The organism is Pseudomonas abietaniphila (assembly GCF_900100795.1).
Taxonomy (GTDB): Bacteria; Pseudomonadota; Gammaproteobacteria; order Pseudomonadales; family Pseudomonadaceae; genus Aquipseudomonas; species Aquipseudomonas abietaniphila.
Genome location: NZ_FNCO01000003.1, coordinates 1 through 21179, shown reverse-complemented (window position 1 = coordinate 21179; position 21179 = coordinate 1). Strand labels below are relative to the sequence as shown.

The following is a 21179-nucleotide window of genomic DNA, read 5'->3' as shown; positions in this document are numbered from 1 at the left end:
GGCAAACCCGCTGAACCTGATCCCCGGCCAGTTGACCCTGGCGCAACTGCGCGCGATCTATCAGCAACCCGTGACCCTCACACTGGACGCCAGCGCCGATCAGCAGATCGACAACAGCGTGGCGTGCGTCGAGCAAATCCTGGCCGAAAAGCGCACGGCCTACGGCATCAACACCGGCTTCGGCCTGCTGGCCTCGACCCGCATCGCCAGCGCCGACCTGGAAAACCTTCAGCGTTCCCTGGTGCTGTCGCACGCAGCGGGCGTCGGCGCGCCGCTCAGCGATGAGCTCGTGCGTTTGATCATGGTGCTCAAGGTCAACAGCCTGAGCCGTGGTTTCTCCGGCATTCGCCGTCAGGTCATCGATGCATTGATCGCCCTGATCAACGCCCAGGTGTATCCACATATCCCGCTCAAGGGTTCGGTCGGTGCATCCGGCGACCTGGCGCCACTGGCCCACATGTCGCTGGTGCTGCTGGGCGAAGGCAAGGCGCGTTACAAAGGCCAATGGCTGAATGCGGTCGAAGCGCTGGCCGTCGCCGGTCTCACGCCGCTGACGCTGGCGGCCAAGGAAGGTCTGGCGCTGCTCAACGGCACCCAGGTGTCGACCGCGTATGCGCTGCGTGGCCTGTTCGAAGGTGAAGACCTGTTCGCGGGCGCCTTGAGCTGCGGCGCCCTCACGGTTGAAGCGGTGCTCGGCTCACGTGCACCGTTCGACCCGCGCATTCATGCTGCCCGTGGCCAGCGCGGTCAGATCGACGCCGCTGCCGCCTACCGTGACCTGCTGGGTGACGGCAGCGAGGTTTCCGAGTCCCATCGCGACTGCGACAAGGTGCAGGACCCGTACTCGCTGCGTTGCCAGCCGCAAGTCATGGGCGCCTGCCTGACTCAACTGCGTCAGGCCGCTGAAGTGCTGGCGATCGAATCCAACGCTGTGTCGGACAACCCGTTGGTGTTCGCGGCGGAAGGCGAAGTGATCTCGGGCGGTAACTTCCATGCCGAGCCTGTGGCCATGGCCGCTGACAACATCGCACTGGCCATCGCTGAAATCGGCTCGCTGAGCGAGCGGCGCATCTCGCTGATGATGGACAAGCACATGTCGCAACTGCCGCCGTTCCTGGTGGCCAATGGCGGCGTGAACTCCGGCTTCATGATCGCGCAGGTGACGGCAGCGGCCCTGGCCAGTGAAAACAAGGCACTGGCGCATCCGCACAGCGTCGACAGCCTGCCGACATCCGCCAACCAGGAAGACCACGTGTCGATGGCCCCGGCGGCCGGCAAGCGCCTCTGGGAAATGGCAGAGAACACCCGAGGCGTGCTGGCTGTAGAATGGCTGGCTGCGTGTCAGGGCCTGGACCTGCGTAACGGCCTGAAGACCTCTCAAAAACTGGAAACGGCCCGCACCACCCTGCGCGGCAAAGTACCGTTCTACGAAAAAGACCGCTTCTTCGCGCCAGACATCGAAGCCGCCACTGATCTGCTGGCTTCGAACTGCCTGAGCGAGCTGGTTTCTGCTGATCTGCTACCGAGTTTCTGATCGGTGACAGGCCAGGAGGGCCTGTCGTTGGAATGAGGGTGAAGGCATGACGCTGTTCTTTTGTAGGAGCGCGCCTGCCCGCGATGGCGGTGGGTCAGACATGAATGCATTGGCTGACACACTGCAATCGCGGGCAAGCGCGCTCCTACAGGGACTTGTGTACTCACCTTCGTTTCACAGCAAAGAAAGACTAGGAAAGTGTGAAATGAAACCGCAAAACGCAACAGATCTGAAACGCGGGCTCAGCGCTCGTCACATTCGCTTCATGGCGCTGGGTTCGGCCATCGGCACCGGGCTGTTCTACGGCTCGGCCTCTGCCATCAAGCTTGCGGGGCCCGCGGTCCTGCTGGTCTACCTCATCGCGGGGGCCATGGTGTACATGGTCATGCGTGCGCTCGGCGAAATGGCCGTGCGCAACCCGGTGTCAGGCTCTTTCGGCCAGTACGCCACGACATATCTGGGTCCGCTGGCAGGCTTCGTCCTGGGCTGGACCTACGCCTTCGAGATGATCATCGTCTGCCTGGCGGATGTCACCGCCTTCGGCATTTACATGGGTTTCTGGTTTCCAGACGTCCCGCGCTGGATCTGGGTGCTGGGCATTGTCTTCCTGATCGGCGCGCTCAACCTGTGCAGCGTCAAAGTCTTCGGCGAGCTGGAATTCTGGCTGTCGCTGCTCAAGGTCGGCGCAATCATTGCGATGATTCTGGCGGGCTTCGGCATCATGCTGTTCGGCATCGGTTCGGCGTCTGGCGAATCCGTGAGCCACGTGAGCAATCTCTGGACACAGGGCGGCTTCATGCCCAACGGCATTGGCGGCCTCGTCGCGTCGCTGGCGGTAGTGATGTTCGCCTTCGGCGGCATCGAAATCATTGGCGTTGCAGCCGGCGAAGCGCGCAACCCGGAGCGCGTGATTCCCCGTGCGATCAACGCGGTGCCGCTGCGCATTCTGTTGTTTTACGTGCTGACGCTGTTCGTATTGATGTCACTGTATCCGTGGCACCAGATCGGCGATCAAGGCAGCCCGTTCGTCCAGATTTTCGACCATCTGGGGATTTCCTCTGCGGCCATCATCCTCAACATCGTAGTGATCTCCGCCGCCGTGTCGGCGATCAACAGCGACATCTTCGGTGCCGGACGCATGATGTACGGCCTTGCGAAACAGGGCCAGGCCCCCGCAGGCTTTGCGCAATTATCGGCCAATGGCGTGCCGTGGATGACCGTGCTGGTGATGGGCGCTGCCCTGCTCTGCGGCGTGGTGTTGAACTACCTGATTCCGGAAAACGTGTTCCTGCTGATTGCGTCCATCGCGACCTTTGCCACGGTTTGGGTGTGGCTGATGATTCTGGTTACCCAAATCGCAATGCGCCGCTCGATGAGCGCCGATGAAGTCGCGCAGCTCAAGTTCCCGGTGCCGTTCTGGCCGGTGGCACCGATCGTGGCAACAGCTTTCATGGTGTTCGTGTTCGGCGTGCTGGGGTATTTCCCCGACACCCAGGGCGCCCTGGTGGTCGGCGCCGTGTGGATCGTGTTGCTGGTGATCGCTTATTCGGTGTGGGTAAAGCCAGGTCAGCAGAGGAGCAACCCCGAGGCGAAACGCCGATTCGTTGACTGACATACAGCCTGTGGGAGCGAATTCATTCGCGATGCAGTATTACATCCAGTAGATATCTATCGAATGTAAGGGCCTCTCGCGAATGAATTCGCTCCCACAGGGTTCTGCGCATGGCGCGCAAGACACCATTCAAGACTCTGGGAGGCAATGATGAAAACGCTCTGGCAAAACTGTCACGTCGCAAGCATGGCGAACGGCACTTACTCGATCATTGAGGATGCCGCCATCGTGACCGAAGGCGCGCACATCGCCTGGATCGGCCCGCACGCCGAGCTGCCGGATCAGGGCGACATCAAGACCGTGGACTTGAAGGGCGCCTGGGTCACGCCCGGCCTGATCGACTGCCATACCCACACCGTGTTCGGTGGCAATCGCAGCGGCGAGTTCGAGCAGCGCCTGCAGGGCGTCAGCTATGCGGAAATCGCAGCGGCGGGTGGCGGCATCGCCAGTACCGTGCGCGCCACCCGAGCCGCCAGCGAAGAAGAGCTGTTCGCCAGCGCCAAGCGCCGTTTGCAGCAATTGCTCAAGGACGGCGTGACCACGGTGGAAATCAAATCCGGCTACGGCCTGGACCTCGCCAGCGAGCGCAAGATGCTGCGCGTTGCGCGCCAACTCGGCGAACAACTGCCCGTCACGGTGCGCAATACCTGCCTTGCGGCTCACGCACTGCCGCCGGAATACAAAGATCGCGCCGACGATTACATCGCCCACATCTGCAGTGAAATGTTGCCCGCACTGGCAGCGGAAAATCTGGTGGATGCGGTCGATGCCTTCTGCGAATACCTGGCCTTTTCGACCGAACAGGTCGAGCAGGTCTTCATCACGGCAGGGCAACTCGGCCTGCCCGTGAAACTGCATGCCGAGCAATTGTCGTCGCTGCACGGGTCGAGTCTGGCCGCGCGTTATCAAGCGCTGTCCGCTGATCACCTGGAGTTCATGACCGAAGAAGATGCCATCGCCATGGCCGCCTCTGGCACGGTGGCCGTGCTGTTGCCGGGCGCTTTCTATTTCCTGCGCGAAACCCAGCTGCCGCCGATGGACGCCTTGCGCAAGCACGGCGTGAAGATCGCCATCGCCACCGACCTCAACCCCGGCACCTCGCCGGGCCTGTCGCTGCGACTGATGCTGAACATGGCGTGCACGCTGTTCCGCATGACGCCGGAAGAAGCACTGGCAGGCGCCACGATTCACGCGGCCAAGGCATTGGGCATGGCCGACACCCATGGTTCGCTGGAAGCCGGCAAGGTCGCGGACTTTGTCGCCTGGAACATTGAACGGCCGGCTGACCTGGCGTACTGGCTCGGCGGCGATCTTGAAAAACGCGTCGTGCGTCACGGCGTCGAGAGCACCTTTTAATCGGGAGACTACTGTGGACAAGGTTCTGAGTTTCACTCGCGGTCGCGTACCGCTGCTGATCAGCATGCCGCACCCTGGCCTGAACCTGACGCCGACCGTGCGTGAGGGCCTGGTCGACGAGGCCGTGAGCCTGCCGGACACCGACTGGCACATCCCGCGCCTCTACGACTTCGCAGATGACCTGGGCGCAAGCGTGTTGAGCGCCGAATATTCACGCTTCGTGATCGACCTCAATCGCCCGTCCGACGACACGCCGCTGTACGCCGGCGCCACCACAGGGCTGTTCCCGTCGACACTGTTCGAGGGCGATCCGCTCTTCAAAGAAGGCAAAACGCCGAGCAAGGAAGAGCGCGCGACGTACCTGGAGCAGATCTGGATGCCGTACCACGACACGTTGCGCAACGAGCTGGAGCGTCTGCGCGACGAGTTCGGCTATGCCCTGCTGTTTGATGCGCATTCGATTCGCGGGCACATCCCGCACCTGTTCGACGGCCGCCTGCCGGACTTCAACCTCGGCACATTCAACGGCGCCAGCTGCGACGAGTCGCTGGCTCATCGTCTGGAAGCCACCTGCGCCGCCGCAAAGCTCTACAGCCACGTGCTCAACGGGCGCTTCAAGGGCGGCCACATAACGCGTCATTACGGCAACCCGGCCGAACACATCCACGCCGTTCAACTGGAACTGGTGCAAAGCACGTACATGGAGGAGTTCGTACCCTTTCATTACCGCGCGGACCTGGCAGAGCCAACCCGCGAGGTGTTGAAGGCGTTGCTCGAAGGCATGATCGCCTGGGGACGCGAGAAGTACAGAAAGTAAAACGCCCTCTGTGATGATCGTACCCCGCGGAGCGTGGGCATAAATTCTGTGACGCTCCGCGTCACTGGACGCGGAGCGACCGGGTCGGGCGTGCCCACGCCAAGCGAGGGCACGATCAAGGTTGTAGCTTGCTCGCGAAGACGTCCGTTCAGGCACCGCAGCGGTGACGGGTCAGATGCATTCGCGAGCAGGCTCGCTCCCACAGGTCTGAGGTGAACACACGTTCGTGCGTCAACCCGGATCCTGTGGGAGACGTCCGAGGTTACGAGGGCAGCGAACGCGGAGTGTCAGTCACTGTGGAGGGTGCTGACCCACCGCATTCGCCAGCAAGCCGGGATACAGTTCGGTGTACCCACATAGGCGCGGGACTGCTTACTTCCTCAACAACCGCAACCCGTTGAACACCACCAGCAGGCTCACGCCCATGTCGGCGAACACCGCCATCCACATGGTCGCGACACCCGCAAAGGTCACGGCCAGGAAGATCACTTTGATCACCAGCGCCAGCGCAATGTTTTGCCTGAGCACCGCCGAGGTGTCTCGCGACAGCCGGATAAACGCCGGGATCTTGCGCAAATCATCGTCCATCAAGGCGACATCAGCCGTTTCTATCGCGGTGTCGGTCCCCGCCGCCGCCATGGCAAACCCGATCTCCGCACGCGCCAGCGCCGGTGCGTCGTTGATCCCGTCGCCGACCATGCCGACACGGTGATTCTTCGCATAAAGATCCTCGATAGCTTGCAGCTTGTCAGTCGGCAACAGGTTGCCCTGCGCCTGATCGATACCCACCTGGGCCGCAATCGCTTTGGCTGTGTGCGGGTTATCGCCCGTGAGCATCACGGTCTTCACGCCCAGCGCATGCAGTTGCGCGATGGCCTCGCGGCTGCTGTCCTTGACGGTATCGGCGACTGCGAACAGCGCCAGCGGACCCGTCTCATCAAACAGCAACACCACCGTTTTGCCCTGGCTTTCCAGCGCCTCGAGACGCGCCTCAAGCTCAGGCGAACACAGCCCAGCCTCATGCACCAGACGGTGGTTGCCCAAGTGGTACAACCGCCCTTCGACTTCACCTTTCACGCCGCGTCCGCTGAGCGCTTCGAAGGCGTCCACCTGCAGATGCACGTCCAACCGGGCCGACGTGGCGATGGCCTGAGAAACCGGGTGATCGGAACGCCCCGCCAGGCTTGCCGAAATCGCCACGGCTTTCTCGCCGAACGCCTCATCGAGTAACACGTAGTCGGTCTGGACCGGCTTGCCATGGGTAATGGTCCCCGTCTTGTCCAGCGCCAGGTAATCGAGCTTATGGCCCATTTCCAGGTAGACGCCGCCCTTCACCAGAATCCCTTTGCGCGCCGCAGCCGCCAGGCCGCTGACAATGCTCACCGGTGTAGAAATCACCAGCGCACACGGACACGCCACTACCAGCAACACCAGTGCGCGGTAAATCCAGTCAAACCAGGCCGCGCCCATGAACAGCGGCGGAATGACCGCCACCGCCAAGGCGAGCAAGAACACGGCAGGCGTATAGATTTTCGAGAAACTGTCGACGAAACGTTGCGTCGGCGCACGCGCGCCTTGAGCCGCTTCGACCGCATGAATGATCCGCGCCAGCGTCGAGTTGTTCGCAGCCGCCGTCACCGCGTATTCCAGCGAGCCGGCCTGATTGATGGTGCCCGCGAACACCTTGTCGCCCACGGTTTTTTCCACCGGCAGGCTCTCACCCGTGATCGGCGCCTGGTCGATCGTCGACTGACCTGAAACCACCTCGCCGTCCAGACCGATACGCTCACCCGGTTTGACCCGCACGAGGCTGCCCAGCGCGATCTGCTTGACCTCGACCTCCACCCACTGACCGTCCTGCTGCACGGTCGCGGTTTCAGGCGTGAGCTGCATCAGACCGCCAATGGCATTGCGCGCGCGATCAAGGGATTTGGCCTCGATCAGTTCAGCCACGGTGAACAGGAACATCACCATCGCTGCTTCCGGCCATTGCCCGATCAGCACGGCACCGGTGACGGCAATGCTCATCAGCGCATTGATGTTCAGGTTGAAGTTCTTGAGCGCAATCCAGCCCTTTTTATAGGTGGTCAAGCCGCCGCTGAGAATGGCGACCAGAGCAATGATCGCCACCACCCAGTTCGGGGCGGCATCGGTGAAGTGAATGACCTCAGCCGCTACTGCCATGACGCCCGACAGCGCCAGCGGCCACCAAGGCTTACTAGGCGCCGGCAACGACGCCGTTTCACTGTCGGCGCCCTGCTCGATCAAATCAGCCTGCATGCCCAACGACCCGATGGCCTCGCGGATGGGGTCGGTGGATGGCAACTCATGCCAGACGCCGAGCACGCGATTGATCAGGTTGAATTCCAGCTTCTGGATGCCGGACATCTTGCCCAGCTTGTTCTGGATCAACGTCTGCTCGGTCGGGCAGTCCATGGCTTCGATGCGGAAACTGCTCAGCTGCGCGTTTTCCGTGGAGCCATTGCCAACGCTCACGACGGCCGGGGCGCTTTCGTGGGAGCAGCAGGAATGCGCGTGGTGCTCGTGCTTAACCACGGGGGTGAATTTCACTGGAGCCGAATGATTGTCGGCAGCGTGATCGTGATCGTGGTCATGCCCATGGGCCGAGTGATCGTGCCCGGCATGGTCATGATCTGAATGCGCATGATCAAGCGGACGTTGAGGCGAATGTTTGTGTACAGAGTCACTCATGGGTTGAGTCTCTAAAGGTGCGTGTTGCCAAGTGAACACCCTGTAGCCACTATAGGGTCAAGACACCATTTGAGACCGATGACCATGAACGCGTCTTTCAAGATCGGCGAACTGGCCAAACTCACCGACTGCCCGGTGGAAACCATCCGTTATTACGAGCGTGAGGGGCTGCTGGCTGAACCCGCACGTAGCGAAGGCAATTATCGGCTGTACACCCAAGAGCACGTCGAGCGCCTGACGTTCATTCGCAACTGCCGCAGCCTGGACATGACCCTGGATGAAATCCGCAGCCTGCTGACCCTGCGCGACAGCCCGCAGGATCAGTGCGAGAACGTGAACGCCCTGATCGACGAGCATATCCAGCACGTCAGCGCGCGCATCGCCAGCTTGCAGGCATTACAGGAGCAGCTGGTCGATCTGCGCCAGCGTTGCAGTGAAGGTGCGCCGGACCATTGCGGGATTCTGGATCGGCTGGAAGTGAGCGGCAGCGTGGTCACGCCTGAGGTTGAGCAGTCCCATGTGGGCAGAAGCCACGGGCATTGATCAATGCGATCCATTGTAGGAGCGCGCTTGCCCGCGATAAGGGTCCTCAAATCGACATATTCGTCACTGAGACTCCCCATCGCGGGCAAGCGCGCTCCTACATTGGACGCGTCAACCTGCGGACATAAAAACGCCCCCAACCTGTGCGCCAGGTCGGGTACGCAGGTTTCACGACGGGTTCCCCGCCGATCGCGGGACAAGCCACGCTCCTACAATGAAAACGCCCCCAACCTGCGTGTCAGGTCGGGGGCGTTGTTTTAACGGTGATCAACCGTGGTGAATGCGCTCAATCGCCTCCGTCACGCCAGCGCCGTACGCCGCATCCGCCAGGGTGCAGTGCTTGATGTGCAGCTGAATGATCGGAGCCGACACACCGCGCAGTGAGCGAGCGGTGTTGTCGAACAGGGACTGTTTCTCTGTCGGGCTCATGTTGCGGAACAGGTTGCCCGCCTGCGAGAAGTAGTCGTCATCCACACGGTGATTCCAGTGCCCCGCCGCGCCTTCGATAGAGAGCGGTGGCTCTCTGAAGTCAGGTTGTTCCACGAACGCGCCCTTGGTGTTGGGCTCGTATGAGGTCATGCCGCCGCGATTACCGTCGATCCGCATCACGCCGTCGCGGTGGTAGCTGTTCACGTGCAGCGCAGCCCGTGGCGAGTTCACCGGGATCTGGTGGAAGTTGACGGTCAAACGATAGCGCTGCGCATCACCGTAGGAGAACAACCGGCCTTGCAGCATCTTGTCTGGCGAAAAGCTGATGCCCGGCACAACGCTGGAAGGCGCGAAGGCAGCCTGTTCGACGTCGGCAAAGTTGTTTTCCGGGTTGCGGTTCAGCTCGAACACACCCACTTCGATCAGCGGGTAATCAGCCTTCGGCCAGACTTTGGTCAGGTCGAACGGGTTGATGTGATACGCGCCTGCTTCCTTCTCCGGCATGATCTGCACGAACAGTTTCCAGCGCGGGAAGTTGCCGCTCTCGATGTTCTCGTACAGGTCACGGTGGTGCGACTCACGGTCACGACCGACCAGATCCTGTGCTTCGTCGTCGCTCAGGTTGGCGATGCCTTGCTGCGAGACGAAGTGGAACTTCACCCAGAAGCGCTCATGCTGCGCGTTCAGGAAGCTGTAGGTGTGGCTGCCGAAACCGTGCATCTCACGGTAGCTGCGCGGAATACCGCGCTCACTCATGACCACAGTGACCTGGTGGAACGACTCAGGCAGCTGAGTCCAGAAGTCCCAGTTGTTCTCGGCGCTGCGCATCCCGGTGCGTGGATCGCGTTTCACGGCGTGGTTCAGGTCCGGGAATTTGAGCGGATCGCGCAGGAAGAACACTGGTGTGTTGTTGCCGACCAGGTCCCAGTTGCCTTCTTCGGTGTAGAACTTCAGCGCAAAACCACGGATGTCGCGTTCGGCGTCCGCCGCGCCACGCTCACCGGCAACGGTAGAGAAGCGGGCGAACATTTCAGTCTGCTTGCCGACCTGCGAGAAGAGTTTTGCACGGGTGTATTGGGTGATGTCGTGGGTCACCGTGAAGGTGCCGAATGCGCCCGAGCCTTTGGCGTGCATGCGGCGCTCCGGGATCACTTCGCGATCAAAGTGAGCCAGCTTTTCCAGGAACCAGACATCCTGCAGCAGCGCAGGGCCGTTCGGGCCAGCGGTCTGGATGTTCTGGTTATCGACTACGGGGGCGCCGAATGCGGTCGTCAGTTTGTTGCTCATGCGCTTTTCTCCACAGATGATCACTGTTTGGGCGACCTCTGTTGAAGCCGACCTTTGTCTGTCCGATGGAGAGAACGATAAGGAAAACCCGGCGCATACGCTCATTGTGAGTCCGCACTGGGTGAATAGAGGAATTCAATCGGTTATTTATTGATCGATAGCGTGCAGTGATGACGCTGCCGCAATGTAGGAGCGCGCTTGCCCGCGAAAAAAACAACGCGGTCCCTCAGGCAGAACTCGTCATCGTTCATCTCGGGCAAGCGCGCTCCTACAGATAGCTAGGCTCAGATCTGGCTGCGATGGTAGCCGTGTGGCACGCCGCCTTTGGACAGGACCCACTGCCACAGCTGAATGTCTCGTGCCCGGAACGCCCCGGCGCAAGACAGCAGGTAATAACGCCACATGCGGAAGAAGCGCTCACCCAACTGCGCCTCGAACTGCGGCCAGGCTTTCATGAAGTTGTCGTGCCAGGCCATCAGTGTCTTGTCGTAATCGGAACCGAAGTTGTGCAAGTCTTCGACGACAAACAACCCGTCCATGGCATCGCCCATCTGGCCTATCGACGGCAGATCACCGTTGGGGAATATGTATTTGTCGATCCAGGGATCAGGATAAGAATTGCGCTGGTTCTTGCCGATGGTGTGCAACAGAAACAATCCACCCGGTTTCAAACAACGGTGGGCCAGTTCCATGTATTCACGGTGGTTCTTGCGACCTACGTGTTCAAACATGCCGACACTGGCGATGGCATCGAACGGCTCGTCCAGTTCGCGATAGTCCTGGAAGCGGAACTCCAGTGGCAGGTCCTTGTACCGCTCTTTGGCCCAGGCGATCTGCTCTTTGGAAATGCTCACGCCCACTGCCTCCACACCGTAGTGTTCAGCGGCGTAACTCATGAAGCTTCCCCAACCACAGCCGATGTCCAACACCCGCATACCCGGCTTCAATTGAAGTTTGCGGCATATCAGGTCCAGCTTGGCGGCTTGCGCTTCTTCCAGATTGCTCGCGTTCTCCCAATACCCACAGGTGTAGGTCATTCGTGAATCGAGCATGGTCGAATAGAATTCGTTGCCAAGGTCGTAATGCACTTCGCCGACCGTTTTGGAACGTTTGATGTTCTGACGGTTCATGAACTTCGCCATCAGTGCATACAACACCAGGCGGACGGGTTTCACATCATCGGTCATCCCGGTCTTGAGCAACCGGTGGAAAAACTCGTCCAGATGTTCGCTGTCCCACTGGCCATCCATGTACGCCTCGCCCAACCCCAGATTCCCTTGCGCAAACGCCCTTTCGATAACGCCTGGACCATTGAAACGGATATCCGAAGGGGCCGCTCCATTAATCTGGATCCCGGCTTCGTTGAGTATTCTTGCGGCGGTGCGATAAAGACCGGAGGTGTGGTCGGAGAAGGTGTCAGTGCTGAAGTTCGTCGTGGTCATGGATGGCTATTTCCAAACGCGTGTCAGGCTAAGACTTTCGGGTAGACGCCGACTATAGAACAAACATTCAACGGATTTAAACTCGATAGTTTCAATCTGTAGATTGAAAATATCTATCAAGACAATTTTGTTTACCACCCTGCAAAACAGTTATTACACAACTGCAACAATACAAACTTCCACACCGACATATAAACCAGGACAAAACAAGTTCGTACCGGTTAGAACATAGAAGGTTTGTGCGATTTTATACGTAATCTGGAATCTCAGAAATCCTTCTCGGCGGGTAGTGCACCGCAAGCATCAAACCGCCGCGATCCCTGTAGGAGTAGTCCGAGGTTACGAGGGCCGCGAAGAGGCCGGTACAGTCAACGCACTTCTGGCGGGTGATAGACCGCATTCGCCACCGTCGTAACCTCCTGCAGCTCCCACACGGTTTGTGTTGGGCAGCCACCATCGCGTCACGCGGTCCCTGTAGGAGCAGTCCGAGGTTACGAGGGCCGCGAAGAGGCCGGTACAGCCAACGCACTTCTGGCGGGTGATAGACCGCATTCGCCACCGTCGTAACCTCCTGCAGCTCCCACACGGTTTGTGTTGGGTAGCCACCATCGCGTCACGCGATCCCTGTAGGAGCAGTCCGAGGTTACGAGGGCCGCGAAGAGGCCGGTACAGTCAACGCACTTCTGGCGGGTGATAGACCGCATTCGCCACCGTCGTAACCTCCTGCAGCTCCCACAAGGTTTGTGCCGGGCAGCCACCATCGCGTCACGCGGTCCCTGTAGGAGCAGTCCGAGGTTACGAGGGCCGCGAAGAGGCCGGTGCAGTCAACGCACTTCTGGCGGGTGATAGACCGCATTCGCCACCGTCGTAACCTCCTGCAGCTCCCACACGGTTTGTGTTGGGTAGCCACCATCGCGTCACGCGATCCCTGTAGGAGCAGTCCGAGGTTACGAGCATTCGACTTAAACGGCCACCGGTGCCTTGATGCTCGGGTCGGCGTCGTAGCCCACGATTTCGAAATCTTCGAAGCGGTAGTCGTAGATGCTTTCCGGGCGACGGTTGATCTTCAACTGAGGCAGCTTTTTGGGCGTACGGGTCAGTTGGGTTGCAATCTGCTCTTCGTGGTTCGAATACGCATGGGTATCACCCAGACTCACGATGATCTCGTGGGGGATCAGGTCGCATTGCTGGGCCAGCATATGGGTCAGCAGCGCCAATGCGGCGATGTTGTACGGCAGGCCGAGGAACACGTCGGAGCTGCGAATGTACAACTGCATGGACAGCTTGCCGTCGGCAACGAACGCCTGGTACAGCAGATGACACACCGCCAGCGCCTGACGCCCGGCCTTCACGTTCTCCTGCGGCGAGAGTTTCTCGTCGGGCAGGTATTCGGTGTTCCAGCCGTGGAACAGGATGCGGCGGCTGTTCGGGTTGTTTTTCAGGCAGTCGACCATGTAGTCGATCTGGTTGATCTTCCCGCCGTCCTTCGTTGGCCAGCCGGTCCATTGCGCGCCGTAGACAGGCCCCAGATCGCCCTCTTCGGTCGCCCACTCATCCCAGATGGTCACGCCATTTTCGTTCAACCATTTGGTGTTGGTGTTGCCACTGAGCATCCAGATGAGCTCGTTGGCGATGCTCTTGAAGTGCAGCTTCTTGGTGGTCAGCAGCGGGAAACCATCGGCCAGGTTGTGGCGAATCTGACGACCGAACACAGCGGTGGTGCCGGTGCCGGTGCGGTCGCCCTTACGCGTCCCGTTGGCAATGACGTCCTGTAACAGCTCAAGGTATTGCTTCATGCCCAAAGGCCCTCTGTATCGGTGAATCCGCCGGGCGTGCAGGCCCGGCCATTCAAATCAAACGGCTGCCTTGTTGGCAGCAGGCGCGCGGTGGTACGCCAGCCAGATCAACACCAGACCACCAATGATCATCGGCAGGCTGAGGATCTGACCCATGGTGACCCAACCCCAGGCCAAGTAACCCAACTGGGCATCCGGCACGCGAACGAACTCCACGACGAAGCGGAAAATCCCGTAGAACAGCGCGAACATGCCGGAAACAGCCATGGTCGGACGCGGCTTGCGCGAAAAGAAGTAAAGAATGACGAACAATCCCACACCTTCCAGCGCGAACTGGTAGAGCTGCGACGGATGACGCGGCAGCTGTGCAGGGTCGCTGTACGGCGGGAAAACCATGGCCCACGGCAAGTCGGTCGGTTTGCCCCACAATTCGCCATTGATGAAGTTACCGATGCGCCCGGCGCCCAGGCCGATCGGCACCATCGGCGCGATGAAGTCCATCAACTGGAAGAACGACTTGCCGTTGCGCTTGCCGAACCAGTAGGTCGCGATCATCACACCGATGAAGCCACCGTGGAACGCCATGCCGCCCTTCCACACCTCGAAGATCAGCAGCGGGTTGGCGATGTAGTTAGGCAGGTCATAGAACAGCACGTAGCCCAGCCGCCCTCCGACGATCACACCCATTGCGACCCAGAAGATCATGTCCGAGAGTTTTTCCTTGGTCCACGTCGGGTCGAATCGATTCAGACGACGTGAAGCCAGAAACCAGGCACTGCCGATGCCGACCAGATACATCAGGCCGTACCAGTGAATTTGCAGCGGACCGATGGCCACGGCTACCGGGTCAATCTGCGGGTAAGGCAGCATTGCGACTCCTTAAAAATAGGACGCTCGGGGAGCGACAGATCAAATCAGAAAACTTGTACCGACCACTACCAGCAACAGCGCGAACAGTCGTTTCAGCACCCTGGGTGACAGTTTGTGCGCCAGCTTCGCGCCGAAACGGGCGAAAAACATGCTAGTTACGGCAATGCCAATCAAGGCGGGCAAATACACGAAACCCAAACTATGCGGTGGCAACATGGGGTCGTGCCACCCAAGAATCATGAAACTTATGGCACTGGCCACCGCGATGGGAAACCCACAGGCCGATGATGTCGCGACGGCTTGCTGCATGGTCAGACTGCGCCACGTGAGAAACGGCACCGTGAGCGAACCGCCGCCGATGCCGAAAATCGCCGATGCCCAACCGATCACCACGCCTGCCGCGGTCAAACCCGGTTTGCCGGGCACGCCCAGACTGGCCTTGGGTTTGAAGTCCAGCGCCATCTGGATCGCCACCAGAATGGCGAACACCCCGATGATTTTCTGCAAATTAGGCCCGGCAATGTAGCTGGCCGTCAGCGAGCCGAGCCCTGCACCGATCAGAATCCCCACGGTCATCCAGGCGAACACCCGCCACTGCACGGCCCCCACGCGATGATGCGCGCGGACCGACTGGATCGAGGTGAAGACGATGGTGGCCAGCGAGGTGCCCACCGCCAGGTGCGTCAGAACGGAAGCGTCGAACCCTTGCAGCGTGAAGCTGAACACCAACACCGGAACGATGATGATGCCGCCACCCACACCGAACAGGCCAGCCAGCACGCCCGCGCAGGCGCCCAGGGCCAGATAGAGCAGAAATTCCATGGGTGCCTCCGAAAACCAGTGCGGCATGTTACCGGACCCGGCAATTGACCTCTAGCAGCGCGCGATGGATGTCCGCCGGATCTGTGCGTAGAGTGGCGAAAAAAGGAGGCCCCGCATGTGCCTGATCGTCTTCGCCTGGCGACCTGACCACTCACAACCGCTGATCCTGGCGGCCAATCGTGACGAATTCTATGCCCGTCCGACCCTGCCCCTCGCGCAATGGGAAGAGACGCCGCACGTTTACGCCGGGCGTGATCTGGAGGCAGGCGGCACCTGGCTGGGCGTCAGTGCGCAGGGGCGTTTTGCGGCACTGACCAATATTCGCGCCCCGGGAAAGCCCTTGGGCCGACGCTCCCGGGGTGAACTCGTTGCTCATTTTTTGAGCGGTTCATTGTCGATTGACCAATACCTGAGCGAGGTCGCCGGGCGTTCGACAGAGTACGGCGGCTTCAATCTACTGGTGGGTGATCGTCAGGAGCTGCACTTTCTCAACGCCACCGATCCCGTGCCCCGCCGCTTGCAGGCCGGCGTCTACGGTGTCTCCAACGCCGGGCTCGATACGCCATGGCCGAAACTGACGAAAGCCAAGGCCGCGCTTTCCGAACACCTGGACGACCCGCAGCCTGACGCGTTGTTCAGGTTCCTGGCCGACCCCGACGCGGCCGCCGACGCCGACTTGCCCAACACCGGCGTGGGCCTGGCCACCGAGAAACTGCTGTCCAGCGTGTTCATCGCCAGCCCCAACTACGGCACGCGCGCGAGCACGGTGCTGATCGTCAACGCCGATGGCAGTCGGCGATTGATCGAGCACAGTTTCGGGCCGTATGGCGGGCGATTGGGTGAGGTGGAGTTGGCGATTTAACGGACAGAAGGGGATTTTCTGCGGGAGCGAATTCATTCGCGATACGGTGGTGCATCCGACAGACATGTGTCGAATTTACCCGCCTCTCGCGAATGAATTCGCTCCCACAGAGGGTATTTTAGAGGATTGACTACCGATCAATGCCCTTTGACTGAAGAAGGATTGATCATCCGCGACAACCCGAGATTCCTCAGCGCCAGCTGCAGCGAGCTGCTGATGACCTGCGGATTGTCGTTTTTCATCAGTTGGGCCAAGAGTTCCTTGGCCTTGCTCAGGTTGATCTGACGCAGCATCCATTTCACTTTCGGCAAGTTGGTGGCGTTCATCGACAGGCTGTCGAAACCCATCGCCATCAACAGCACCGCAGCGGCCGGATCACCCGCCATTTCGCCGCAGATACTGACCGGCTTGCCCTCGGCATGCGCGTCGCGCACCACATTTTGCAGCGCCTGCAGCACCGCCGGGTGCAAGTAGTCGTACAGATCGGCCACGCGCGGGTTGTTCCGGTCGACCGCCAGCAGGTACTGAGTCAGGTCGTTGGAGCCTACCGACAGGAAGTCCACCTGACGCGCCAACTCGCGGGTCTGATAGACCGCCGCAGGGACCTCAATCATCACACCCACTGGCGGCATCGGCACATCGGTGCCTTCGTCGCGCACTTCGCCCCATGCACGGTGGATCAAGTGCAGGGCTTCTTCTGTTTCGTGCGTGCCGGAAATCATCGGCAGCAGGATCCGCAGATTGTTCAAGCCTTCGCTGGCCTTGAGCATGGCGCGGGTCTGCACCAGGAAGATCTCCGGGTGATCGAGGGTAACGCGAATGCCGCGCCAGCCCAGAAACGGGTTGTCTTCCTTGATCGGGAAATAAGACAGCGCCTTGTCACCGCCGATGTCCAGCGTCCGCATGGTCACGGGCAAGGGATGGAACGCGGCCAGTTGCTCGCGGTAGATCGCCAGCTGTTCCTTCTCGCTCGGGAAGCGCTGGTTGATCATGAACGGGACTTCGGTGCGGTACAGACCAACGCCTTCAGCGCCGCGCTGTTGAGCGCGCGCCACATCTGCCAGAAGACCGGTGTTGACCCACAACGGCATGCGGTGACCGTCCAGCGTGACGCAGGGCAACTCGCGTAACGCGTCCAGGCCCTGAGACAGCTGACGCTCTTCCTCGACCACCACCGAGTACTGCTTACGCAGCACTTCACTCGGGTTGGTGTAGACCTCGCCGTGGTAGCCGTCGACGATCAGCTCGATGCCATCGACCTTCGAATACGGCAGATCGACCGCGCCCATGACCGTGGGAATGCCCATGGCCCGGGCCAGAATCGCGACGTGGGAGTTACCCGAACCCAATACCGACACCAGGCCGACCAGCTTGCCCTCCGGCACCTCGCCCAGCATCGCCGGCGTCAGCTCTTCACTGACCAGAATGGTGTTATCGGGATAGACCAGGGCTTGCTGACGCGCTTCTTGAAGGTACGCCAGCAGACGACGGCCGAGGTCTTTGACATCCGATGCACGCTCGCGCAGGTAGGCGTCGTCCATCAATTCGAAACGTTTGACGTGCTCATTGACCACCGAACGCAATGCGCCCTGAGCCCACTGGCCGGTCTTGATCACGTTGGTGACTTCGCTGCCCAGCGAGGCATCGTCGAGCATCATCAGGTAGACGTCGAACAACGCGCGCTCTTCCGGGCGCAATTGGGTCGCCAACTTCGCCGAAAGGGTACGCATATCGCTACGAACGCCCTCAAGGGCGTTCTGAAAGAGCTTAAGCTCGGCGCTTATGTCGGTGACGGTCTTGTCCGGCACCACTTCCAGGTCGGCTGGCGGGAGCATGACCAGCGCCGTACCGACCGCCGCACCCGGCGATCCCGGCACGCCGACGAACTTGGCTTCCTGGATGCCCTTGCCTTGGCGCCCCAATCCGCGAATCGAGCCCGTGGCTTCAGCGTGGGCGATAACACCGGCAAGCTGCGCACTCATGGTCACGAGGAAGGCTTCTTCGCCTTCGTCGAACTGACGACGCTCCTTTTGCTGAATCACCAGAACGCCAACCACACGGCGATGGTGGATGATCGGCGCACCGAGGAAAGACGCATAACGCTCTTCGCCGGTTTCGGCAAAGTAGCGATAACGAGGGTGATCGGCGGCGTTTTCCAGGTTCAGCGGCTCTTCGCGCGTACCGACCAGGCCGACGAGACCCTCATTGGGGGCCATGCTGACTTTGCCGATAGAGCGCTTGTTCAAGCCCTCTGTGGCCATCAACACGAAACGATTGCTTTCGGGGTCGAGCAAATAGACCGAGCAGACCTGGCTGCTCATGGCCTCTTTGACGCGTAACACAATAATCCCCAACGCCGCCTTGAGATCCTTGGCGGAGTTAACTTCCTGGACGATCTTGCGCAGCGTATTGAGCATGGCTCGGGGTCGAACTCCGTGTCAGTCGCGCGCCAACAGGCGCGGGGCAAGCTCTTTGAGTGCGCGTCGGTACACCTCGCGCTTGAATGTCACCACCTGGCCCAACGGATACCAATAGCTGACCCACTTCCAGCCATCGAACTCCGGTTTACCGGTCAAATCCATCCGCACCCGCTGCTCATTGGAGATCAGGCGCAGGAGAAACCATTTTTGCTTCTGGCCAATACACAGCGGCTGGCTGTGGGTACGAACCAAACGTTGCGGCAGACGATAGCGCAACCAACCACGGGTGCAGGCAAGAATTTCAACATCATGCCGTTCCAGCCCGACTTCTTCGTTCAATTCACGGTAGAGCGCGTCTTCCGGCGTCTCCTGAGGGTTGATTCCCCCTTGCGGAAACTGCCAGGCATCTTGATTGATACGGCGAGCCCATAAGACCTGGCCAGCATCATTTGTCAGAATTATCCCGACATTAGGGCGGAAACCATCGGGGTCGATCACGGCTACAACCTCGCAAACGCATGTCGCCGCATTGTTCCACAAAGATCGTGAGGGCAGCAACGAGGCTTCGACAGCTTATCGTGACAACTGCATTAATAGATGCGATCTCTTGATGAAACCTCGTATTCTTGTGCTCTTTTTTTAGCTATTTCAGCGAGTAACCGCATGCGCCTGGCATTATTCGACCTCGACAACACCCTTCTCGGCGGTGACAGCGATCACGCTTGGGGCGATTACCTGTGCGAACGCGGCATCCTTGACGGTGCCGCCTACAAAGCGCGTAACGACGCCTTTTACCAGGACTACCTGGCCGGCACTCTGAACCTGACCGACTACCTGAATTTCAGCCTGGAAATTCTCGGCCGCACCGACATGGCACAGCTCGACGAATGGCATCGTGACTTCATGCGCGACTGCATCGAGCCGTTGATCCTGCCCAAGGCGCTGGCGCTGATCGAGAAACACCGTACTGCGGGCGACAAACTGGTGGTGATCACCGCGACGAACCGCTTCGTGACCGCCCCGGTCGTTGATCGCCTGGGCATCGACACGCTGCTGGCCACCGAATGCGAGATCGTCGGGGGCCGCTACACCGGTCGGACCACTGACGTGCCTTGCTTCCGCGAAGGCAAGGTCACTCGCCTGAACCGGTGGATCGAAGAGAACGGCTTCAACCTGGAAGGCAGCTATTTCTATAGCGACTCGATGAACGACCTGCCCCTGCTGGAGCAGGTCGCGAATCCGGTGGCGGTCGATCCGGACGACAAATTGCGGGCGGAGGCCACCCGTCGCGGCTGGCCAGTGATTTCGCTGCGCGACTGAAGAGGCCCGCACTGGGGCACGTCGTATCGACGTTGCTCTAGACGGGTTTGGCGCCCATCAATCCGGCGATCGCGACGAAACACACGGCACTGAAGATCGCCAGCGCCAGGGTGAACGTCGGATTGCCCACGATCACCGGCCGACGCAGCCGGTTGACCCGAACCGCAAGCCAGGCCCAGCTCAAGGCGCCGAAGGTATAGAGAATGCTCGCGGCCAGGAGCCAGGTCTGCCCCAGCGACCACCCCGCGTAATGCACCAGCCACCAGCCACTGATGGGCAAGGTCAATAAGCACAACCCCATCAACAGCCAGACGAACACCCAAGGCCGCTGCATGGCGCGATTCTGTACCGTCAAATCCCCTGCCCTGCGCCCGCGAACGATCCAGACCGTAAGCGCCAGCCCGCAGATGAACAGCAAGGCGGTGGTAACCGTGTGCAGGATTTTCAGTGCAGCGAAGTGTTCCATGCGGGTTTGATCCTTAATCGAGAAGCCGTGCTTTGAGCGTAGTCGTGGCCGGGAAGTTGCGTCGGTCTGTCATCACGCATCTCCCCGGAAAACGTCGCGCCCTGCTTCTGCCGAAGGCGTAGGAGCGCGCTTGCCCGCGAATGTGCTGTAAGTTCACCCCGTATCGCGCGTGAACGCAAAACCTGTAGGAGTGAGCTTGCTCGCGAATGCGGTGTGTCAGTCATGGATGTGCTTACTGACCCACCGCATTCGCCACTGTCGTAACCTCCAGCAGCTCCCACAGGTTTGCGCCAGTCACACATTTGAGGCAGTTACAGGTTTGCGCCAGCCGCACATTTGAGGCAACCACAGGTTCTGCGGCAGTCACAAGCCTTGCGGCAACCGCGGGTTCTGGGTGTGCCCGGTTCATGTGGGAGACGTCGGAGGTTACGACGGCAGCGAATGCGGTGTGTCAGCCATGGATGTGTTCACTGACTCACCGCATTCGCGGGCAAGCGCGCTCCTACAGTGGGCGCTACTCAATCAGCCCAGAAACAACTTGTACGCCGGGTTGTTCGTCTCATCCCAGTACGGATAACCAATCTCCGCCAGCGCCTTGGGCACCAGATGCCGTTCATCCTCCGGCACCACCAGCCCCGCGACCACGCGTCCGTCCGCTGCGCCATGGTTGCGGTAGTGGAACATCGAGATGTTCCATTTGCCGCCCAGCTTGTTGAGGAAGTTGAACAGCGCGCCCGGTCGCTCGGGGAATTCGAAGCGGAACACCACTTCATCGCTGACCCGTTCCGAATGCCCGCCCACCATGTGCCGCAGGTGCAGCTTGGCCAGTTCGTTGTCGGTCAGGTCCAGCACCGGGAAGCCTTGCGCGGTCAGGCTGGCGATCAAGGCCTT

At 60.3% G+C, this 21179-nt stretch carries 17 protein-coding genes and 1 pseudogene; 8 read left to right on the top strand and 10 right to left on the bottom strand.

Going from position 1 to position 21179, the window contains the following annotated elements; genetic code table 11:
* The first annotated feature begins 10 nt into the window (after positions 1–10).
* From hutH to hutG, 4 genes are all read left to right on the top strand, one after another.
* Positions 11–1534 (top strand): histidine ammonia-lyase, encoded by a 1524-nt coding sequence (gene hutH / locus BLS87_RS06950; protein ID WP_074752158.1) that lies wholly within the window; start codon positions 11–13, stop codon positions 1532–1534.
* A 205-nt stretch (positions 1535–1739) separates the two neighbouring features.
* The gene (locus BLS87_RS06945; RefSeq protein WP_074751456.1) at positions 1740–3146 is read left to right on the top strand and encodes an amino acid permease; all 1407 of its coding nucleotides are present in this window, start codon (positions 1740–1742) and stop codon (positions 3144–3146) included.
* 150 nt (positions 3147–3296) lie between these two features.
* Complete coding sequence (hutI, locus tag BLS87_RS06940; protein ID WP_074751454.1) at positions 3297–4502, top strand: imidazolonepropionase; 1206 nt, start codon at positions 3297–3299, stop codon at positions 4500–4502.
* A 13-nt stretch (positions 4503–4515) separates the two neighbouring features.
* Complete coding sequence (hutG, locus tag BLS87_RS06935; protein ID WP_074751452.1) at positions 4516–5319, top strand: N-formylglutamate deformylase; 804 nt, start codon at positions 4516–4518, stop codon at positions 5317–5319.
* A gap of 372 nt (positions 5320–5691) precedes the next feature.
* Here hutG and BLS87_RS06930 read toward each other — a convergent pair whose 3' ends face one another.
* Entirely contained in the window at positions 5692–7875 is a 2184-nt protein-coding gene (locus BLS87_RS06930) for a heavy metal translocating P-type ATPase (protein ID WP_425262206.1), read from the bottom strand.
* Between BLS87_RS06930 and BLS87_RS35145 the strand changes: the two genes are divergently transcribed.
* Together BLS87_RS35145 and cadR are read left to right on the top strand one after the other, a co-directional pair.
* Complete coding sequence (locus tag BLS87_RS35145; RefSeq protein WP_425262211.1) at positions 7849–7977, top strand: hypothetical protein; 129 nt, start codon at positions 7849–7851, stop codon at positions 7975–7977. The two genes, BLS87_RS06930 and BLS87_RS35145, sit on opposite strands and share 27 nt — an antisense overlap.
* 138 nt (positions 7978–8115) lie before the next feature.
* Positions 8116–8574, top strand: coding sequence for a Cd(II)/Pb(II)-responsive transcriptional regulator (cadR, locus tag BLS87_RS06925; RefSeq protein WP_074752157.1), 459 nt, complete (start codon positions 8116–8118; stop codon positions 8572–8574).
* A 267-nt stretch (positions 8575–8841) separates the two neighbouring features.
* Here the strand turns inward: cadR and BLS87_RS06920 are convergent, their stop codons facing one another.
* The 5 genes from BLS87_RS06920 to BLS87_RS06900 form a co-directional block, all read right to left on the bottom strand.
* The gene (locus tag BLS87_RS06920; RefSeq protein ID WP_074751448.1) at positions 8842–10290 is read right to left on the bottom strand and encodes a catalase; all 1449 of its coding nucleotides are present in this window, start codon (positions 10288–10290) and stop codon (positions 8842–8844) included.
* Between the two features lie 284 nt (positions 10291–10574).
* On the bottom strand, positions 10575–11732 hold the full coding sequence (cfa, locus tag BLS87_RS06915) for a cyclopropane fatty acyl phospholipid synthase (protein ID WP_074751446.1): 1158 nt from the start codon (positions 11730–11732) through the stop codon (positions 10575–10577).
* Positions 11733–12694: 962 nt separating this feature from the next.
* Complete coding sequence (locus BLS87_RS06910) at positions 12695–13528, bottom strand: thymidylate synthase (protein WP_074751444.1); 834 nt, start codon at positions 13526–13528, stop codon at positions 12695–12697.
* 57 nt (positions 13529–13585) lie between these two features.
* Positions 13586–14398, bottom strand: a complete 813-nt coding sequence (gene lgt / locus BLS87_RS06905; protein ID WP_074751442.1) for a prolipoprotein diacylglyceryl transferase — start codon at positions 14396–14398, stop codon at positions 13586–13588.
* Between the two features lie 39 nt (positions 14399–14437).
* Positions 14438–15220, bottom strand: coding sequence for a sulfite exporter TauE/SafE family protein (locus tag BLS87_RS06900; protein ID WP_074751440.1), 783 nt, complete (start codon positions 15218–15220; stop codon positions 14438–14440).
* Positions 15221–15335: 115 nt separating this feature from the next.
* Between BLS87_RS06900 and BLS87_RS06895 the strand changes: the two genes are divergently transcribed.
* Entirely contained in the window at positions 15336–16082 is a 747-nt protein-coding gene (locus BLS87_RS06895; protein WP_074751438.1) for an NRDE family protein, read from the top strand.
* A gap of 137 nt (positions 16083–16219) precedes the next feature.
* Here the strand turns inward: BLS87_RS06895 and ptsP are convergent, their stop codons facing one another.
* Both ptsP and BLS87_RS06885 read right to left on the bottom strand, forming a co-directional pair.
* Positions 16220–18499 (bottom strand): phosphoenolpyruvate--protein phosphotransferase, encoded by a 2280-nt coding sequence (gene ptsP, locus BLS87_RS06890; protein ID WP_074751436.1) that lies wholly within the window; start codon positions 18497–18499, stop codon positions 16220–16222.
* Positions 18500–18520: 21 nt separating this feature from the next.
* Positions 18521–19000 (bottom strand): RNA pyrophosphohydrolase, encoded by a 480-nt coding sequence (locus BLS87_RS06885; RefSeq protein WP_074751434.1) that lies wholly within the window; start codon positions 18998–19000, stop codon positions 18521–18523.
* A 165-nt stretch (positions 19001–19165) separates the two neighbouring features.
* Between BLS87_RS06885 and BLS87_RS06880 the strand changes: the two genes are divergently transcribed.
* A complete protein-coding gene (locus tag BLS87_RS06880) occupies positions 19166–19822 on the top strand; it encodes a histidinol-phosphatase (RefSeq protein WP_074751432.1) in 657 nt (218 codons plus the stop codon).
* Between the two features lie 37 nt (positions 19823–19859).
* Here BLS87_RS06880 and BLS87_RS06875 read toward each other — a convergent pair whose 3' ends face one another.
* Together BLS87_RS06875 and BLS87_RS06870 are read right to left on the bottom strand one after the other, a co-directional pair.
* Positions 19860–20288 carry a DUF2269 family protein gene (locus tag BLS87_RS06875; protein WP_074751430.1) on the bottom strand — a complete coding sequence of 143 codons (429 nt, stop codon included), beginning with the start codon at positions 20286–20288 and terminating at the stop codon, positions 19860–19862.
* Between the two features lie 522 nt (positions 20289–20810).
* Positions 20811–21179, bottom strand: a pseudogene (locus tag BLS87_RS06870) (threonine ammonia-lyase, biosynthetic); the annotation flags it as partial.

Bases quoted from the DNA above. Each gene is read 5' to 3' on its own strand.
- BLS87_RS06910 (WP_074751444.1), bottom strand. From the start codon at position 13,528: ATGAAGCAATACCTTGAGCTGTTACAGGACGTCATTGCCAACGGGACG.
- lgt (WP_074751442.1), bottom strand. From the start codon at position 14,398: ATGCTGCCTTACCCGCAGATTGACCCGGTAGCCGTGGCCATCGGTCCG.
- BLS87_RS06920 (WP_074751448.1), bottom strand. From the start codon at position 10,290: ATGAGCAACAAACTGACGACCGCATTCGGCGCCCCCGTAGTCGATAAC.
- cfa (WP_074751446.1), bottom strand. From the start codon at position 11,732: ATGACCACGACGAACTTCAGCACTGACACCTTCTCCGACCACACCTCC.
- cadR (WP_074752157.1), top strand. From the start codon at position 8,116: ATGAACGCGTCTTTCAAGATCGGCGAACTGGCCAAACTCACCGACTGC.
- BLS87_RS35145 (WP_425262211.1), top strand. From the start codon at position 7,849: ATGCGCGTGGTGCTCGTGCTTAACCACGGGGGTGAATTTCACTGGAGC.
- BLS87_RS06895 (WP_074751438.1), top strand. From the start codon at position 15,336: ATGTGCCTGATCGTCTTCGCCTGGCGACCTGACCACTCACAACCGCTG.
- ptsP (WP_074751436.1), bottom strand. From the start codon at position 18,499: ATGCTCAATACGCTGCGCAAGATCGTCCAGGAAGTTAACTCCGCCAAG.
- BLS87_RS06900 (WP_074751440.1), bottom strand. From the start codon at position 15,220: ATGGAATTTCTGCTCTATCTGGCCCTGGGCGCCTGCGCGGGCGTGCTG.
- BLS87_RS06875 (WP_074751430.1), bottom strand. From the start codon at position 20,288: ATGGAACACTTCGCTGCACTGAAAATCCTGCACACGGTTACCACCGCC.
- hutI (WP_074751454.1), top strand. From the start codon at position 3,297: ATGAAAACGCTCTGGCAAAACTGTCACGTCGCAAGCATGGCGAACGGC.
- BLS87_RS06880 (WP_074751432.1), top strand. From the start codon at position 19,166: ATGCGCCTGGCATTATTCGACCTCGACAACACCCTTCTCGGCGGTGAC.
- BLS87_RS06945 (WP_074751456.1), top strand. From the start codon at position 1,740: ATGAAACCGCAAAACGCAACAGATCTGAAACGCGGGCTCAGCGCTCGT.